The sequence below is a fragment of the Sphingomonas mollis genome, from assembly GCF_016427505.1.
Taxonomy (GTDB): domain Bacteria; phylum Pseudomonadota; class Alphaproteobacteria; order Sphingomonadales; family Sphingomonadaceae; genus Sphingomonas; species Sphingomonas mollis.
Window position 1 is genome coordinate 152,425 of sequence record NZ_JAELXS010000006.1, and the last position, 13,924, is coordinate 166,348.

The following is a 13,924-nucleotide window of genomic DNA, read 5'->3' on the forward strand; positions in this document are numbered from 1 at the left end:
CAAGGAGCGGCATGGGTTTTCTGCGTGGCGTCAGCTACCGACCATCGGCCGGAACATCGACTTGGATCCTGGGCATGGTCACCCGAAGGCTGATCCCAATGTCAGGCCTGATGATGTTCAGCGGTGTGATCCCGATCACCATGATCGGGATCGTGTCGAGCAGGTCATCAGGCAGGATGGAGTGCAGCGGGACGCCGTCACCGATTGATATCTTCGGCCGCCGCAAGCCATAGACGTGAAGCGTGCCCAAGGGATGATGGTAGAAGGCGTTCCGGGCGAGGCGGATCACGCACCTGAGTCCCTCGGGGGCGAGATACGCCTGGATGTCGACCTCGCGGTCGGTCGACCGGATGGACTTATCCTGCCAGATCGGCCCTTCGGCCAGACGCGCGAGGAAGTCTTCGACCCGCGTGCCGGTGGCCCCGAGCGCCGAGACGATGACGACCGGCATGTCGAGCCGGTCGCCTTCGAATGCCTGGCCGGAGAGAGAGCTTGGCCCTGGGGTCAGCGGAACCATGCCGCGCGTCGCGTCCTCCGGCGGGAGGCGGCTCACGGCCGTTCCGCCTCGTCATGGGCGATCGCCAGCCGCCCGGCATGGCGGGGCGGCTCGTGCGACTGCCGTTCCCGGTGACCGGCGAAGACGAGTGTCATGAGGTGCTGCGTCAGTGCGGTGGGCCCCCTCTCCGTCACGAGCTCTCCCCAGCTCGTCCAGCGATCCGACCGATCGATCATCCAGTGGAACGCCCGGTCGCGCAGCGTTGCGTCCGGGAACGGCAGGTGCCAGATTGTCCGGGCCATCGGAATGACGTCTCTGGGGTTGCGGGTCAGGAGCGATATGCTCTCGCTGCCGAAGATGTTTTCCCGCACGAAAACGTACGGAAGCGCCCCATTGACCTCCGCCTCGAAGGCGTGACGATTGTACTCATCGTCCATGTACGGATTCCCGCAGAACCGGACCGCTGCGGCGCCGATCGGGATCGCATTCAGCTCGATGGGGCGGGTGGCGGCGAGCATCCGCAGCACCGCGATGCCCTCGGCGCTCGGCTTGGCGATCAGGGGATCGTTCCTGAAGTCGTTATCGACGAGGCCTTCGGCCTGCATCCAGTATCTCCAGAATTGGGCATGGCGATGGTCGCCGCTGAAGAGAGCATGCGTCTGCTCCGGCAAGGCGACGACGCCGCGGTGCATGGACGCCAGCATCGCGAGCATCAGCTCGAGCTGCTCGTTCTGGACCTGTCCCGGTCCACGGCACATGTGCAGACGCCCCGACCAGAACGCGTCGCGGACAGAAAGCCACGAGCGCCCCTCCTCGTCGATGACGGTGACGACGCCGCCAGGCGACGTCGCCGTCCGCATCCAGTACCCCCAGGGCAGGTCCGGGGAATGGCGATAGTCGTTCATCGCCGCTCCTCCGCCTTGGCGAGATCCGCCGCGAGCTCGGTGCACCGGTCGAGGACGTATTCCGCGTTCCTGTACGTCTGCGTGATGCCGACCTGGCGCGCCTCCGCGGCATGCGCCGCGTGATCCGGGACGAGGTCGTCCGGCAGGTCGCACGAGAATCCGAACCACCACGCCGTATCGTCGCTGTTGGCGACGTCGGGTTTGACGTGGCAGATCGAAACCGCTTCCGGTCCGCGCTCGTCGCAGGCCCTCGCATAGTCGAGGCCGCCATGGGCGCGCACATGCTGCGCGGGGACGGCATCGGCGGCCCAGCCGGTCAGCGGGTGGCCGGGCGGCACGGCGACAAAGCCGCCGAGGTGTCCTCCCGGCATGCGGCGGATGATGCAGGCGTACCCAGTGTCGGGATCGGTCCAGGCGAGCTTGTCGGGCTCGCGCTCCCACGGTCCCGGCGCGCGTGCGGCGAGCGCCGGGACGCTGTAAGCCGCTTCCATCCGCTGACCGGCTACAACGACATCGGTCCGGGGCGCGATCGCCGAGGGCGTGGGGCGGCGCTTAGCCATGCGCACCTCCCGCCACCGCGAGAGCGACCCACAGCCCGCCGGCGACGATACCGCAACCGACGAGGAGGATGAAGAGCATGGCCGCAAGCAGGGCCGAGGCGCTGAGAGCGCCGGGGCCGCGCGGAATCGCGAGAATCTCGCGGCACGCAGCAAGTGTGGTCCCGATCGATCCGCAGCCGGCCAGCGCCACGCCGATGCCGAAGAAGAAGAGCGGATCCATCACGCTTCTCCCGCGAGCAGGGGCGCCTGATGCCCGCGGGCGGTCTGCCACCAGTCTACAGTCGACAGCGTCGTCTGGTTGAGCAGAGAGCCGCGCTCCGCTAGCCAGGTGCTGGCCACCCAGATACGGGTCTCGGGATCGCGGGTGATGTAGGGCTCGGCGAGCGCCTTCAGCAGCAGTATGCAGCCCAGCGGATCGATCTGCCGGGCGGAGAGAGCCGCGCAGCTGCCGGCGATGTCGTAGCTGATGCCAAGCGCCATCGCGTCCATCGAGAAGAAGAGGTGAGCCAGGTCGTTCCACGTCGGGGCGAGCTCGTCCTCGGGACTGGTGGCCAGCTCCGCGATGAGCGCGGGCGGCGCGAGGCGGCTGACCGAGACGATCGAGACCACGGCGGTCTCGACGATGCGAGCGTCGGCAAGGAAGGTGGTGCAGGAGCTCGTGCGCCACCAGGATAGCGGGCCCGAGCCCCTGTCGCCGAGCGCTTCGAGCTGGTCTTCGAAGGCGATGTTCCTCATGTGTGAAGCTCCGTCCGCGGCGCCGGTATTCAGGCGCCGTCATTTCAGGATGGGATGTGTCATCCAGAAAATGCAGAACGTAGCGAGAACGATTTGGACTCACGAATAGAGGAATTATTTTGCTAGGACTCCGATATGGTCTCCGGCACAGTCCACTTGCCTCCTACGTGGAGGACGATGCCGCCTGCGTCGCGCAGCTTCGCGAGGAGCGGCGATACGCTCGTGCGCGGGATGCGCTCGCCGAAGCGCCGTTCGACCGCCTGCATGATCGACGCTACGCCTAGCGGCACGTCGGATGCCCGCAGCACCTCGAGGACCATATCGCGATCCGTCGGAGCATCGACCGCGCCCTTGGCATGGCGCCTGTTCGCTCTGCCCTTGCCCCTCCGCTAGATGCCTGCCGTAAGGGTGATCCTTCCGGCTACCAGATGTGGCCTGACTGCCGACTTCAGCTCCGTAGGCGTGACGTCGAGCCCGGTCAGCCGCATGATCTCGCCCGTCAGCGCTTCCGCATCGATGCCGTCCTCGCGGGCATCCGCGACGACCGCCATGGCGGTATCGATCGCCTCGGGCGCGACGGGCCCAGTGCCTATAGCGAGATCCGCATCGGCCAGTCTGGCCAGTAAATTCGCGGTAGCATGCCGCTCGCGGATGAGCGACCTGGCGGTATCGAGCGCGGTGTCGATCTGCCGGGTCAGTTCGATGACGCGAGTAGCTTCGGCAACGATCCGCGAGGATCGCTCCGTGTCGTGCATATTCATGCAGACTCTCCCTTGCTGACTATCTTGATGGTGACTGGACACTAGAGGAAGGTTGACACTGAGCTGTCCGATCATCATGGTTCGGACATGGTCGAATCATTCTCTTCCCCCTCGCCGCGAATGGTGACCTTCGATCTCGATGATCTCTATCGACAGCGGGATGAGGCAGCCGAACTGGTAGATCGCCTGAACGGTGCGATCGGAGTGGCGGAGCGCATGCTAGGGATCGCGCCGGGCGACGGCGCGGCACGGCCCCCGTCAGCCGCAACGGCGGCTAAGAGGCGGCCGACGCACCGCGCCATGCTGCTGACGGTTCTGGGGGAAGCCGGAGGGCCGCTGGGCGTCCGCTCCATGATCGACGCGGTAAAGGTGCGCTTCGACGAGACCATCCCGAGGACGAGCGTGTCGCCGTTGCTCCGCAAGCTGGCGGCCAAGGACGAGGTCGCACACGATCGCGACAGCGGCAGCTGGACGCTTGGCAGGGTCGATCGGGCCTCGGTCGAGAAGGAAGTCAGGGGCGAGGTCGTCAGGTTCCGCGGCCCCAAGACCGCGAAGCGCGAGGTGGCGTGATGACCATATTCGAAGTTTCGTCGGCGGCAGGCGTGCATCGCCCGCAGCCATCCTGCCCGGTAGGAAGGTGCGGGGCCACCGTTAGCGGCGGCAGGCCCCGCGAACCGCTTCTTCGGGCTCCCCAGGCTTGACTAGGAGACCGAGAATGACCCCGGACTAGAGGATATCCTCCAGACGGTGCCCGAATCAGGGGCGAGAGACTGCGTGTCACGTAAGCCCCCGAGCGTCAACATCCGAGCTGTCAGGCTGGTCGTCAGCAATTTCTGGATGGGACATCGTCCTGGCCGGAACCGTTCACTGTGCGTTCCGTTCTATGGCCTTCTTCGGGTCTCCAAAGGAACGGGTGATTGCCTCTGACTGCTTCAGTGGTTGGTCACTGCCGTACCGAACCATCGCGCGATCGCAAGAGAGGCTGCAGCCGGCCCTCTCGATCGCCGTCTTAGGATCCTGTGTTTTCGCTGGCACGTGCCTGCCGGCGGAGAGATGAGTCACGTGTGGGAAGTATACCCAGATGAAACTGCGAAAATCTGATCGGTCATCCTACTCGCCTCAAGCGAATCTTAACCCTGAGCGCTTGGTTCGCACCAAGACCGGCCTGGAGTTGGACGTTGCCGGGACATCTTGGCATATGTCCCCCAATCATCGGATCGACGTCAAGATCTTTGGATACCATCAATCGATAGACGATGGTGTGCGGTCTTTCTTAGAGCATCATCTCCGTGTCAACTCCGCTTCCTACGTTGCGAGCCAGCGGTCGATGCTCCGTCCGCTGGCGGAGCTCGATGTTCAGGTCGCTGTGCGTCGATCCTTGGACGAGTCAGGTCACTTGGACCGAAGCGTCTTGGAGGCCTTCCAGGACGCGGTGGATCGGACGGTCTCGAAACATATTCGACCCAACTATGTGGGCGCATTCGCACGCATGTACCTTATGTCCACCGATCTTGGGATCGAAGGATTCGACGACGACGTAGCGGCGGAACTCGACGAGATGGTCATCGGCAACAACCCGATAGGCCAGGCCGTCCTGTCGAACGACCCCCAGTCGGGTCCGATACCGCGTCGCGAGATGGACGCTCTGCTGGTGAAGCTCAAGGACGCGACGGAGCGCCGCCTGATCCCAACCACTCACCTGGCAGTGACCTGGCTATTCATCTGCTTCGGCTGCAACAGCAAGAATCTGCGGCTTATTCACGAGGGCGACTGTTCCGTCGTCGACGTGCCCGATGGTGACCCCGTATATCAGGTACAGGTTCCACGCATCAAGAAGCGTACCAGGGGCGAGAGGGATCAGTTCAGAACGAGACAGGTTCCCGCGGCGGTCGGTGCCGTGCTGGACCAGCTAGTCACCGACAACCGGCAGCAGGCCCTATATCGCGACGGTATCGACCGTCGGCGCTTCGACTGGCCTCTATTTCGCACTCGATGGGCGCGGGAAGATCTGCTTGACGGCGCCTTCGACGCCAGCGCCTTCCGGGTCGAAGCCTTCTGGCCCGGTATGATCCTCAAGGAAGTCGCGGAGCTACTTGATCTCAGGGCAGCTGACGGAAGCCGCCTTCGCCTAACCCCGCGGCGTCTCCGCTATACTTTCGCCGCGAGGCTGGTGGCCGACGGTGCAGCTCCCCGCGACGTGGCGGATGCGCTTGACCATAGCTCGCTCAACTACGTCATGGTGTATTTCAACGCCCGGCTCGATGCGGTGGAGCAGATCGACAAGGCGGTCGACAGCTTCCTCAGCCCCGTAGCGGACGCATTCATGGGTCGGATCGCACTGGACGAGGTCGACGCCCAGGGAGCAGGACAACCGCTGCGCCGCATTTCCCACGTGAGCCCGACGATGAACGCCATGCGTGCCGTCGGGTCGTGCGGCGAACTTGGTGACTGCGAGAAGCATGCGCCCACTGCCTGCTATGATTGTCGGGTCTTCATCCCCTTCGTCGATGCGGACCATCAGGCGGTCCTTGACGACCTTCTGCTCCAGCGTGAGCGGAGGCTCGCGAACGGCGACGACCCTCGCTGGACCCAGATCAACGATCGCGCGATCGCTAATGCGAAGGCAGTCATCCGGCGGTGTGCGGCAATCCGGAATGTCGGCGAATGAGCGATACGCTCGATCCGCATCGTTCCAAGCGCTCTTCCGTTGCCGTGGTTCGCCCATTCGCGAGCGCGGCGGAGCGCACCTGCGGCGAGAACCTGGCCCGTCTGGTAAAGAAGGCCAAGCAGGCGAACGTACTCAGGGCAGAAGACTGGAACAGTCCTCGCTGGGATCTGCAACGCAAGAGCAGGGCGTCATCAGCCGGCGACGGCGGTCTATGCTTCACGATCGATCGATCGACCAAGGGCAACCTCGCAGCGCCCTTTCCGCCTCGCTACATGGATTTCGTCAAGGCTCTTGTCTGCCGATATGAAGCGAAGGAAGTCGGCGGGTACGCAGCCTCGAACCTCCAGCAGGTGATCAGGGCGGCCTCATTCCTTTTCCTCCAGCTCTCGCCGGATCGCGGCGATGCTGACGTGACCCTCGTTACCGCAGGCCACCTCGAGCGTGCCGCGGTGCAGGCGTCGGAGAGCATGAATGCGGGATATAGGAACATCAGGTCGAAGCTGATCTTCATAGCGAACCTGCTCGTGCGGGACGGCATCGTTCCGCTGGCGCTTTCTTGGAAGTGCCCGCCGGTGTCGTACAAAGACCGCCGCGCGGTGGTACCGGACGAGGACCGGCTGCGCAGCGACCATATGCCTTCGCCCGAAGTGCTGGATGCGCTCGCGGACCTCTCGTTGCGGACCGATCTCGACGATCGCGATCTGCTGCTCGTCCGGATCGTCGACCTGCTGGTCTGCGCGGGCTTTCGGATCAACGAAGCGCTGACCCTCCCGAACGACTGCCTGGTGGAGGAGGCCGCACTCGATGACGACGGCATCCAGCTCCTCGATCGCACAGGCACCCCTCTGGTGCGCATGGCGCTGCGATACTGGCCGGAGAAGCAGGGTCATCTCGAAGTTAGGCTCAAGCCGATCCCGACCGTCATGCAGCCCATCGTACGACGAGCCCTGGCGGATATCCGCAGGATCACGGATCCCCATCGAGCAGTGGCGTCGTACCAGCGCCGTCACGCTGGACGTACGCTACTTGGCGAGCCCTGGGACAGCCTTCCAGCGGACGCCATGCTGTCGACGTACGAACTTGGACTGGTCCTCCAGCTCGGCCGTGGAAAGACCGAGTTGTCGAGGCAGCGGGTTCAGAGTCTAGCCAATCAATACCTCGAAAATCACGCTAGAACTTTGTCGAAGACAAGAGGTTTCCGAAGTTTCGAGGTCAGCAAGCTCAACCTGGAAGCTCATCTGTGTGGCAGGTCGATCGCCGGAAACATTCTTCGCGCTGGCGAGGGCGTTCAGGACATAGCCGAGAGTCTGTGCGTCGTCTCGCATCGATTCGTCCACCGTCATCATAAGGCCGGTGTGCCAGGGACGGTCCGGCTGGTGACCGACGCCATGATCGACGTCTTTTTGGGAGGGCTCAAGAGTAAGACGCAGAAATCGATCTTCGACCGCCTTGAGTACTTCGGTCCCAACCGAGAGACGCTATCGGTCGATACGCACGACTTTAGGCACTGGCTGAACACCCTGGCCGAAGAAGGCGGCCTGTCCGAAATGGAGGTGGCCAGGTGGTTCGGCCGTGCCGACATCGGTCACAACCCCGCCTATCAACACATGCTGCAGTCGGAACGCGTCCGACGCATGCGGAAGTATATGGAGGACGGCAAGGCGGAAGGGCCAATCGCCGATGCCGCAGCCCGCATCAACGATCCGATCCGGCGGGCTGACTTCATCGCAAGCACCACGGCATCCGCGCATGTAACCGACTTCGGGATCTGCGTTCATCCATGGAACGTGTATCCCTGTGCCAAGCATGGCGCCTGCGCGGGGTGCGGCGATCTGCGTGTGATCAAGGGTGACGAGCAGTCGCAGCAGCGTACGTCCCAGCGCCTTGTCGCCGTCGAGGAGCAGCTTGCGATCGCGCGTGAAGCGATGACGGCCGAGGAGTGGGGTGCCGACCGTTGGGTCGCCGCTCATGAGCGGGAGCGGGACAGCCTGAAGCGCATCATGGCTGTGCACGACGGGCAGCTGGACTCCGGCACCATCGTGCACATGCCGAGTAGCTCATCAACTTTGAAGCCTGGCCCAGGCGCCGGCGGGTCAAGGTGAGCGGGACGCGCCTGTCGAAGGTCGAGGCATCGCGCATCCGCAGCGCGGTGGACCGGCTACCTGCCACTACTCGACCGACCTGGGCCGTCGTCGTCGAGATCGCCAAGGAGACCACAGGACGCGACTTTACGCGACAGGCGCTGTGCGATCACAAAAGTATCGAAAGTTCCTACAAGAAGCGAGTCGACGCCTTTCGTGAAGCCAGAAGGACAGGGCGATGCAAGAAGGGCGATGATGTCGAAAGTCCCGCAGATCGAAAGAATCGTCTGATCAAGGAAGAGAATGACATGCTACGCAAAACTATTGCCGAGTATGATCGGCGATGGAATGCTATCTTTGCTCATCTACATCTCAAGGGCATCGATGTACGGAGCCTGCCGACTTCGCTCCCACCGATCGGTCGCGAGGGACGACAATAACCAGCAGGCCCTTCGATTAGCGGCGTTCAGCGCTTGCCCGCCATCAGCCGATTATTCGATTGACGAATGAAGGCTTGGCTCTGTTGGCTCAGCATGAAACCAGCATAGTGCTCGATCATTCTCGACTTCTGCGACCAGCCCTTCTTTTCCCTGTGAGCCCTATCGCTCTCGACCTTGTCCCTATTCTCTGCCCTGTCGAGTTCCACCCAACGTTCGCTGTCGTCAGCACGGAGAACGTGCTGAGTGATGTTCGCCAGCTCTGAAAACGATGCACCAAGGGTCGCATAGATGTCACGCAGACGACGCCCCGACAGGGGGGGCCCGCCGGTCGAAATGAATATGAAGCCGTTCCGTCGGGCCGAAGCCGGAAAATTCGCCCTTCCCTTCGTCTTTCCGTCCCTGTGCCGCACCCATGCGGCAAGCGAATCAGCCACTTGGTCCATCAACGGGATCGTGCGGCCGAGCGTCTTCACCAAGGCGGGTTCCGATCGCGGGTCCTCGGCATCGAATGGGCGGCGCTCGATCGTGACCGTCCTGTCGGCGCTCCGATCGTCGAATTGCGGACGCTTCAGGCTCAGCGTCTCGCCAGCTCTAGGACCGAGATAGTACGCGAGCATGAGGATGGCATAGTTCCGGATCCGCAGCTTCGGCGTGAATGGGTTCTGCGCGTGGTCCGGATGAATCACCTCCAAGAACAGTTGCCGTTGTGTGGGTGTCAGTCCCTTGCGTATGCTGCGGTTCGGTGCGGGGCCTGCTTCCCGGGGGCAGCGTTCCTGGACCAGCCGATCGAAGCGCCTCCTCTCGCTTTCCAGCAGACCTCTGGTCTGCTTGTCCGCTCGCTGCTGGAACGGCTCCTGCAGCCAATAGAGGTAATCCATGAAGGCGGTGAAATAGCTCCCCGCCACAGCCGCCCCTATACGACCCTTGCCGTCGAGCCGCTCCTCGCAGGCTCTCGCGAGATTGTCGAGCTCGAGCCGATCGAAGATCATGCCGGTAGTGGCAAGGCGCCGATCGATGTCGATGCCCGTATTTGCAACGAATGCGACGCCTCGGGCAATGCCCCGGAGGTGGTTCTCCATGGTGGCATAGGCACGTCCTTGGGGGCGCAACCACGTCGTGACGTAAGCCGATACACGAGCGTCGGGAACACCTGCAGAATCGACGAGCTGCGGGACACGCTCGCCGTCGTCGTACCGGCACTCCCGGATGACGCTACGCTGCAAGGAGAGATGATGGTCGGACATGCCAACCATCAACCCTGGACAGTAGAAAAGGTGCCACCGCCACGCCTAAGTTTACGAAAGCCAATTATGGCCGTCTTTTTGAGGAGAAACTTGACATTTTTTACCATCGGAAATGGCAGTCTTCGTGATCGTCTAAGGCGTGAAAACTTTACATATTGCAATTGTGGCCGTCTACACCCGCATCGGCATCAGCACGTAGAGCGCGGGGCTCTTGTCGTTCTCGCGGATCAGGGTGGGGGCGGCGGCGTCGGCCAGGTGAACCTCGACGAGGTCACTGTCGATCTGGCCGAGAATGTCGAGCAGGTAACGGCTGTTGAAGCCGATCTCGAATGGCGTGGCGACGTATTCGCCCGACACTTCCTCGGCGGCGGTGCCGTTTTCGGGGCTGGTGACGGACAGCGTGATCTTGTCGCGGTCGAGCGCCATCTTCACCGCGCGGGTCTTTTCGGTGGCGATGGTGGAAACGCGGTCGACGCCTTCCATGAAGCTCTTAGGATCGATCTTCAGGATCTTGTCGTTGCCGGTCGGGATGACGCGCGAATAATCGGGGAAGGTGCCGTCGATCAGCTTCGACGTCAGCAGCGCGCGACCGAGATCGAAGCGGATCTTGGTGCCCGACAGCGACACGCCGACCGATCCGTCGACCTCGTCGAGCAGCTTGCGCAGTTCGGCGACGCATTTGCGCGGCACGATCACGTCGGGCATGTTCTCCGCACCATCGGGGCGGGGCAGGGTGATGCGGGCGAGGCGGTGACCGTCGGTCGCCGCCGCCTTCAGCACCGGCTGCGCGCTGTCGCCGTCGGCGACGTGCAGGAAGATGCCGTTCAGGTAATAGCGCGTCTCTTCGGTCGAGATCGCGAAACGCGTCTTGTCGATGATCTGCTTCAGCGTTTCGGCGGGCAATTCGAACTGGGTCGGCAGCTCACCCTCGGCGATCACCGGGAAATCGTCGCGCGGCAGGGTACCGAGCGAGAAGCGCGCACGGCCGGCGACGATCGCCATACGACCTTCGGCGGCGGACAGCTGGACCTGCGATCCTTCGGGCAGCTTGCGGGCGATATCGAACAGCGTGTGCGCCGACACGGTAGTGGAGCCGGGCTGATCGACGGCAGCGGGCACCGATTCGTTGATCTGCAGGTCGAGATCGGTCGCCATCATCTTCAGCGTACCTTCGGCCGTCGCCTCGAGCAGCACGTTCGACAGGATGGGAATGGTGTTGCGCCGCTCCACCACGGACTGGACATGGCTCAGCCCCTTGAGGAGCGTCGCGCGTTCGATCGTCGCCTTCATGCGGTATCCCCTTCGGCCCCACCGAATCCCGAGGCCGGAAAATTGGCGGCCAGTCCTACTGGAAAAAGGAGACAGGGCAAGCGTTCCGGCGGGATCGTTTCGGGACGGGGATGCGACCGCGCGCGGAATTGCCGTTGCGTCCGCTCGCCGGGCGGTGAAAAGCGCGCGGATGCGGCAGGTGGCACGGATCGGAGCGATGATGCTGGGTCTGGCCACGTGGCCGGTCATGGCGACGATCAATGGGACGACCGGTGGGGCGCCGCGCGATCCGACCAGCCGGACGGTCGGCGTCTATCGCGGCTGGGCGGCGTTCCGCGATTCCCGACGCTGCTATGCGATCGCCCGCCCCGTGGTGGCCGCGGGCGGATGGCGCACGCCGGCGGCGGCCAGCATCGCGACCTGGCCGGCGAGGGGCCTGCGATCGTCGCTGCACATCCGCCTCAGCCGCCTCGCCGCGACGGGCGCGGTCATCACGCTGACCGCGGGCGAGCGCCGGTTCCAGTTGATCGGGCGCGGGCATGACGCCTGGGCGACCGATTCGGCGAGCGACCGGGCGCTGGTCGCGGCGCTGCGGTCGGAACGCAGCATGAGCGTGGAGTGGGTCGGGATCGGCGGGCGGCCGTTCGCCGACACCTATGCGCTGGCCGGTGCCGCCACCGCGATCGACGCGGCGGCGCTGGCGTGTCTGGGGCGCGGCGGGCGGTAGGTGTGGAAAAAGCCGCATTTTTGCGGTAAGCGCGGGCCATGCAGACAGCCGCGAACCTGATGCCCATCCCCGGGCATGTCGATCCCGTACCCGTGCCGCGCGCGCCCAGTCTTCGGGCGGATGGGCGGATCGACCTGATCGGGCTGACGAAGGAGCAACTGCGCCAGACCTTGCTGGATGCCGGCATGGAGCTGAAACAGGCCAAGCTGCGCGGCAAGCAGATATTCCATTGGCTGTACAATCGCGGCGCGACGGAGTTCGCGCAGATGACCGATATCGCCAAGGCGCAGCATCCGTGGCTGACCGAGCGGTTCGTGGTCGGCCGCCCGGAAGTGGTCGAGGCGCAGGTGTCGACCGACGGCACGCGCAAATGGCTGCTGCGGTCGCCGGACGGTCAGGATTACGAGGCGGTGTTCATCCCCGATGCCGATCGCGGGACGCTGTGCGTGTCGAGTCAGGTCGGCTGCACGCTGAACTGCACTTTTTGCCACACCGGCACGATGCGGCTGGTGCGCAACCTGACCGCGGGCGAGATCGTCGGGCAGGTGATGCTGGCGCGCGACGCGCTGGGCGAATGGCCGTCGCAGCCCGAGGGGCGGATGCTGACCAACATCGTGATGATGGGAATGGGCGAGCCGCTGTATAATTTCGATGCGGTGCGCGATGCGCTGAAGCTGGTGATGGACGGCGACGGCCTGGCGCTGTCCAAGCGGCGGATCACGCTGTCGACGTCCGGCGTCGTGCCGATGATGGCGCGGGCGGGGGCGGAGATCGGCGTGAACCTCGCGGTGTCGCTGCACGCGGTGACGAAGGAGGTGCGCGACGAGATCGTGCCGCTGAACCGCAAATACGGCATCGAGGAATTGTTGCAGGCGTGCGCCGATTATCCCGGCGCCAACAACGCGCGGCGGATCACGTTCGAATATGTGATGCTGAAGGACAAGAATGATTCGGACGCGGACGCGCACGAACTCGTGCGGCTGCTGCGCCATTACGACCTGCCCGCCAAGGTGAACCTGATCCCGTTCAACCCGTGGCCGGGCGCGAATTACGAATGCTCGACGCCGGATCGCATCCGCTCGTTCTCGGACATCGTGTTCGAGGGGGGCATCTCGGCGCCCGTCCGCACCCCGCGCGGGCGCGATATCGATGCGGCGTGCGGCCAGTTGAAGACCGCCGCCGAGAAGAAGAGCCGCGCCGAGCTCGATCGCGAGGCGGCCGCGCTCGTTGCTTGATCCCGCATCGCTGGGACTGGCGGCGGCGGCAGGAGTGGTCGGCGGCGCGATGAACGCGCTGGCGGGCGGTGGTACGTTCGCGACGATGCCGGCGCTGCTGGCGCTGGGCACGCCGGCCAACATCGCCAACGCCACGTCCAACCTGGCACTGATGCCGGGAGCGGCGGCGAGCGCATGGAGCTTTCGCGAGGAGCTGGCGCCGGTCGGCGGCGTGCCGGTGCGATTGCTGGCGGCGATCACCTTTGCCGCGGCGCTGGTCGGCAGCGGGCTGCTGGCGTGGACGCCGGGGGCGACGTTCGACGTGATCGTGCCGTGGCTGTTGCTGGTCGCGACGCTGGCGATCGTGTTCGGGCCGCGTGCCGCCATGTGGCTGCGCGAGCGGGTGACGATCGGGCCGCGCGTGCTGGTCGCAGCACAGGCGGTGCTGGGCGTCTATGGCGGCTATTTCGGCGGGGGCATCGGCATGATGATGACCGCGACCTATGGCCTGCTCGCCGGGGCCAGCCCGCGATCGATGTTCGCGCCGCGCACGCTGATGCTGGCCACCGCCAATTTTTCCGCCGCGATCGTCTTCGTCCTGGCGGGGCTGGTGCGGTGGGAGGCGTGCCTGCCGATGCTGGCGGGCGGGATCGTCGGCGGCTGGCTGGGCGCGATCGTGGGCAAGCGATTGCCGCCCTGGGCGGTGCGCGGCTGGACGATCCTGGTCACCGCACTGACGACGACGGTGTTCTTCTACCGCGCCTATGGCTGAAAAGCTTTCAGGCAATCGGTCTGACGATTGCCTCCCGGCCCGGCCTCTCCTA

Annotated in this window: 16 protein-coding genes; 7 read left to right on the forward strand and 9 right to left on the reverse strand. The window is 64.4% G+C overall.

Annotated features, from left to right (window positions below):
- Positions 1 to 34: 34 nt before the first annotated feature.
- From JAO74_RS12070 to JAO74_RS12100, 7 genes are all read right to left on the reverse strand, one after another.
- The gene (locus tag JAO74_RS12070; RefSeq protein WP_199038229.1) at positions 35 to 553 is read right to left on the reverse strand and encodes a hypothetical protein; all 519 of its coding nucleotides are present in this window, start codon (positions 551 to 553) and stop codon (positions 35 to 37) included.
- Entirely contained in the window at positions 550 to 1,401 is an 852-nt protein-coding gene (locus tag JAO74_RS12075) for a hypothetical protein (protein ID WP_199038231.1), read from the reverse strand. The genes JAO74_RS12070 and JAO74_RS12075 overlap by 4 nt, the downstream gene beginning before the upstream one ends.
- Positions 1,398 to 1,961, reverse strand: coding sequence for a hypothetical protein (locus JAO74_RS12080; protein ID WP_199038233.1), 564 nt, complete (start codon positions 1,959 to 1,961; stop codon positions 1,398 to 1,400). The genes JAO74_RS12075 and JAO74_RS12080 overlap by 4 nt, the downstream gene beginning before the upstream one ends.
- Positions 1,954 to 2,181 carry a hypothetical protein gene (locus JAO74_RS12085; protein ID WP_199038235.1) on the reverse strand — a complete coding sequence of 76 codons (228 nt, stop codon included), beginning with the start codon at positions 2,179 to 2,181 and terminating at the stop codon, positions 1,954 to 1,956. The genes JAO74_RS12080 and JAO74_RS12085 overlap by 8 nt, the downstream gene beginning before the upstream one ends.
- Positions 2,181 to 2,696, reverse strand: coding sequence for a hypothetical protein (locus tag JAO74_RS12090; RefSeq protein ID WP_199038237.1), 516 nt, complete (start codon positions 2,694 to 2,696; stop codon positions 2,181 to 2,183). Before JAO74_RS12090 ends, JAO74_RS12085 begins: the two co-directional genes overlap by 1 nt.
- A 122-nt stretch (positions 2,697 to 2,818) precedes the next feature.
- Positions 2,819 to 3,016: a hypothetical protein gene (locus tag JAO74_RS12095; RefSeq protein ID WP_199038239.1), complete on the reverse strand. Its 198-nt coding sequence runs from the start codon at positions 3,014 to 3,016 to the stop codon at positions 2,819 to 2,821.
- Positions 3,017 to 3,085: 69 nt separating this feature from the next.
- Entirely contained in the window at positions 3,086 to 3,457 is a 372-nt protein-coding gene (locus JAO74_RS12100; RefSeq protein WP_199038241.1) for a hypothetical protein, read from the reverse strand.
- A 120-nt stretch (positions 3,458 to 3,577) separates the two neighbouring features.
- Here JAO74_RS12100 and JAO74_RS12105 point away from each other — a divergent pair, with 120 nt between their 5' ends.
- The 4 genes from JAO74_RS12105 to JAO74_RS12120 all read left to right on the forward strand — a co-directional run bounded on the left by JAO74_RS12105 (position 3,578) and on the right by JAO74_RS12120 (position 8,646).
- Complete coding sequence (locus JAO74_RS12105; protein WP_233150939.1) at positions 3,578 to 4,027, forward strand: hypothetical protein; 450 nt, start codon at positions 3,578 to 3,580, stop codon at positions 4,025 to 4,027.
- Positions 4,028 to 4,784: 757 nt separating this feature from the next.
- Complete coding sequence (locus tag JAO74_RS12110; protein WP_199038245.1) at positions 4,785 to 6,125, forward strand: tyrosine-type recombinase/integrase; 1,341 nt, start codon at positions 4,785 to 4,787, stop codon at positions 6,123 to 6,125.
- The gene (locus JAO74_RS12115; RefSeq protein WP_199038247.1) at positions 6,122 to 8,227 is read left to right on the forward strand and encodes a hypothetical protein; all 2,106 of its coding nucleotides are present in this window, start codon (positions 6,122 to 6,124) and stop codon (positions 8,225 to 8,227) included. Before JAO74_RS12110 ends, JAO74_RS12115 begins: the two co-directional genes overlap by 4 nt.
- A complete protein-coding gene (locus tag JAO74_RS12120) occupies positions 8,224 to 8,646 on the forward strand; it encodes a hypothetical protein (protein ID WP_199038249.1) in 423 nt (140 codons plus the stop codon). Before JAO74_RS12115 ends, JAO74_RS12120 begins: the two co-directional genes overlap by 4 nt.
- 26 nt (positions 8,647 to 8,672) lie before the next feature.
- Here the strand turns inward: JAO74_RS12120 and JAO74_RS12125 are convergent, their stop codons facing one another.
- Both JAO74_RS12125 and dnaN read right to left on the reverse strand, forming a co-directional pair.
- Positions 8,673 to 9,890 (reverse strand): tyrosine-type recombinase/integrase, encoded by a 1,218-nt coding sequence (locus JAO74_RS12125; protein WP_199038251.1) that lies wholly within the window; start codon positions 9,888 to 9,890, stop codon positions 8,673 to 8,675.
- 171 nt (positions 9,891 to 10,061) lie between these two features.
- Positions 10,062 to 11,180: a DNA polymerase III subunit beta gene (gene dnaN / locus JAO74_RS12130; protein ID WP_199038253.1), complete on the reverse strand. Its 1,119-nt coding sequence runs from the start codon at positions 11,178 to 11,180 to the stop codon at positions 10,062 to 10,064.
- Between the two features lie 178 nt (positions 11,181 to 11,358).
- On the opposite strand from dnaN, the gene JAO74_RS12135 reads away from it, so the two are divergent.
- Genes JAO74_RS12135 through JAO74_RS12145 form a run of 3 tightly spaced genes read left to right on the forward strand, consistent with a single transcriptional unit; the run spans position 11,359 to position 13,872 of the window.
- Positions 11,359 to 11,886 (forward strand): hypothetical protein, encoded by a 528-nt coding sequence (locus tag JAO74_RS12135; RefSeq protein ID WP_332908802.1) that lies wholly within the window; start codon positions 11,359 to 11,361, stop codon positions 11,884 to 11,886.
- 38 nt (positions 11,887 to 11,924) lie between these two features.
- Complete coding sequence (gene rlmN / locus JAO74_RS12140) at positions 11,925 to 13,121, forward strand: dual-specificity RNA methyltransferase RlmN (protein ID WP_199038255.1); 1,197 nt, start codon at positions 11,925 to 11,927, stop codon at positions 13,119 to 13,121.
- Entirely contained in the window at positions 13,114 to 13,872 is a 759-nt protein-coding gene (locus JAO74_RS12145; RefSeq protein ID WP_199038257.1) for a sulfite exporter TauE/SafE family protein, read from the forward strand. The genes rlmN and JAO74_RS12145 overlap by 8 nt, the downstream gene beginning before the upstream one ends.
- Positions 13,873 to 13,924 lie beyond the last annotated feature (52 nt).

What these genes read in the sequence shown, in the direction of transcription:
- JAO74_RS12075 (WP_199038231.1), bottom strand. Translation starts at nt 1,401, where the DNA reads ATGAACGACTATCGCCATTCCCCGGACCTGCCCTGGGGGTACTGGATG.
- JAO74_RS12080 (WP_199038233.1), bottom strand. Translation starts at nt 1,961, where the DNA reads ATGGCTAAGCGCCGCCCCACGCCCTCGGCGATCGCGCCCCGGACCGAT.
- JAO74_RS12085 (WP_199038235.1), bottom strand. Translation starts at nt 2,181, where the DNA reads ATGGATCCGCTCTTCTTCTTCGGCATCGGCGTGGCGCTGGCCGGCTGC.
- JAO74_RS12090 (WP_199038237.1), bottom strand. Translation starts at nt 2,696, where the DNA reads ATGAGGAACATCGCCTTCGAAGACCAGCTCGAAGCGCTCGGCGACAGG.
- JAO74_RS12095 (WP_199038239.1), bottom strand. Translation starts at nt 3,016, where the DNA reads ATGGTCCTCGAGGTGCTGCGGGCATCCGACGTGCCGCTAGGCGTAGCG.
- JAO74_RS12100 (WP_199038241.1), bottom strand. Translation starts at nt 3,457, where the DNA reads ATGAATATGCACGACACGGAGCGATCCTCGCGGATCGTTGCCGAAGCT.
- JAO74_RS12105 (WP_233150939.1), top strand. Translation starts at nt 3,578, where the DNA reads ATGGTGACCTTCGATCTCGATGATCTCTATCGACAGCGGGATGAGGCA.
- JAO74_RS12110 (WP_199038245.1), top strand. Translation starts at nt 4,785, where the DNA reads ATGCTCCGTCCGCTGGCGGAGCTCGATGTTCAGGTCGCTGTGCGTCGA.
- JAO74_RS12115 (WP_199038247.1), top strand. Translation starts at nt 6,122, where the DNA reads ATGAGCGATACGCTCGATCCGCATCGTTCCAAGCGCTCTTCCGTTGCC.
- JAO74_RS12125 (WP_199038251.1), bottom strand. Translation starts at nt 9,890, where the DNA reads ATGTCCGACCATCATCTCTCCTTGCAGCGTAGCGTCATCCGGGAGTGC.
- dnaN (WP_199038253.1), bottom strand. Translation starts at nt 11,180, where the DNA reads ATGAAGGCGACGATCGAACGCGCGACGCTCCTCAAGGGGCTGAGCCAT.
- rlmN (WP_199038255.1), top strand. Translation starts at nt 11,925, where the DNA reads ATGCAGACAGCCGCGAACCTGATGCCCATCCCCGGGCATGTCGATCCC.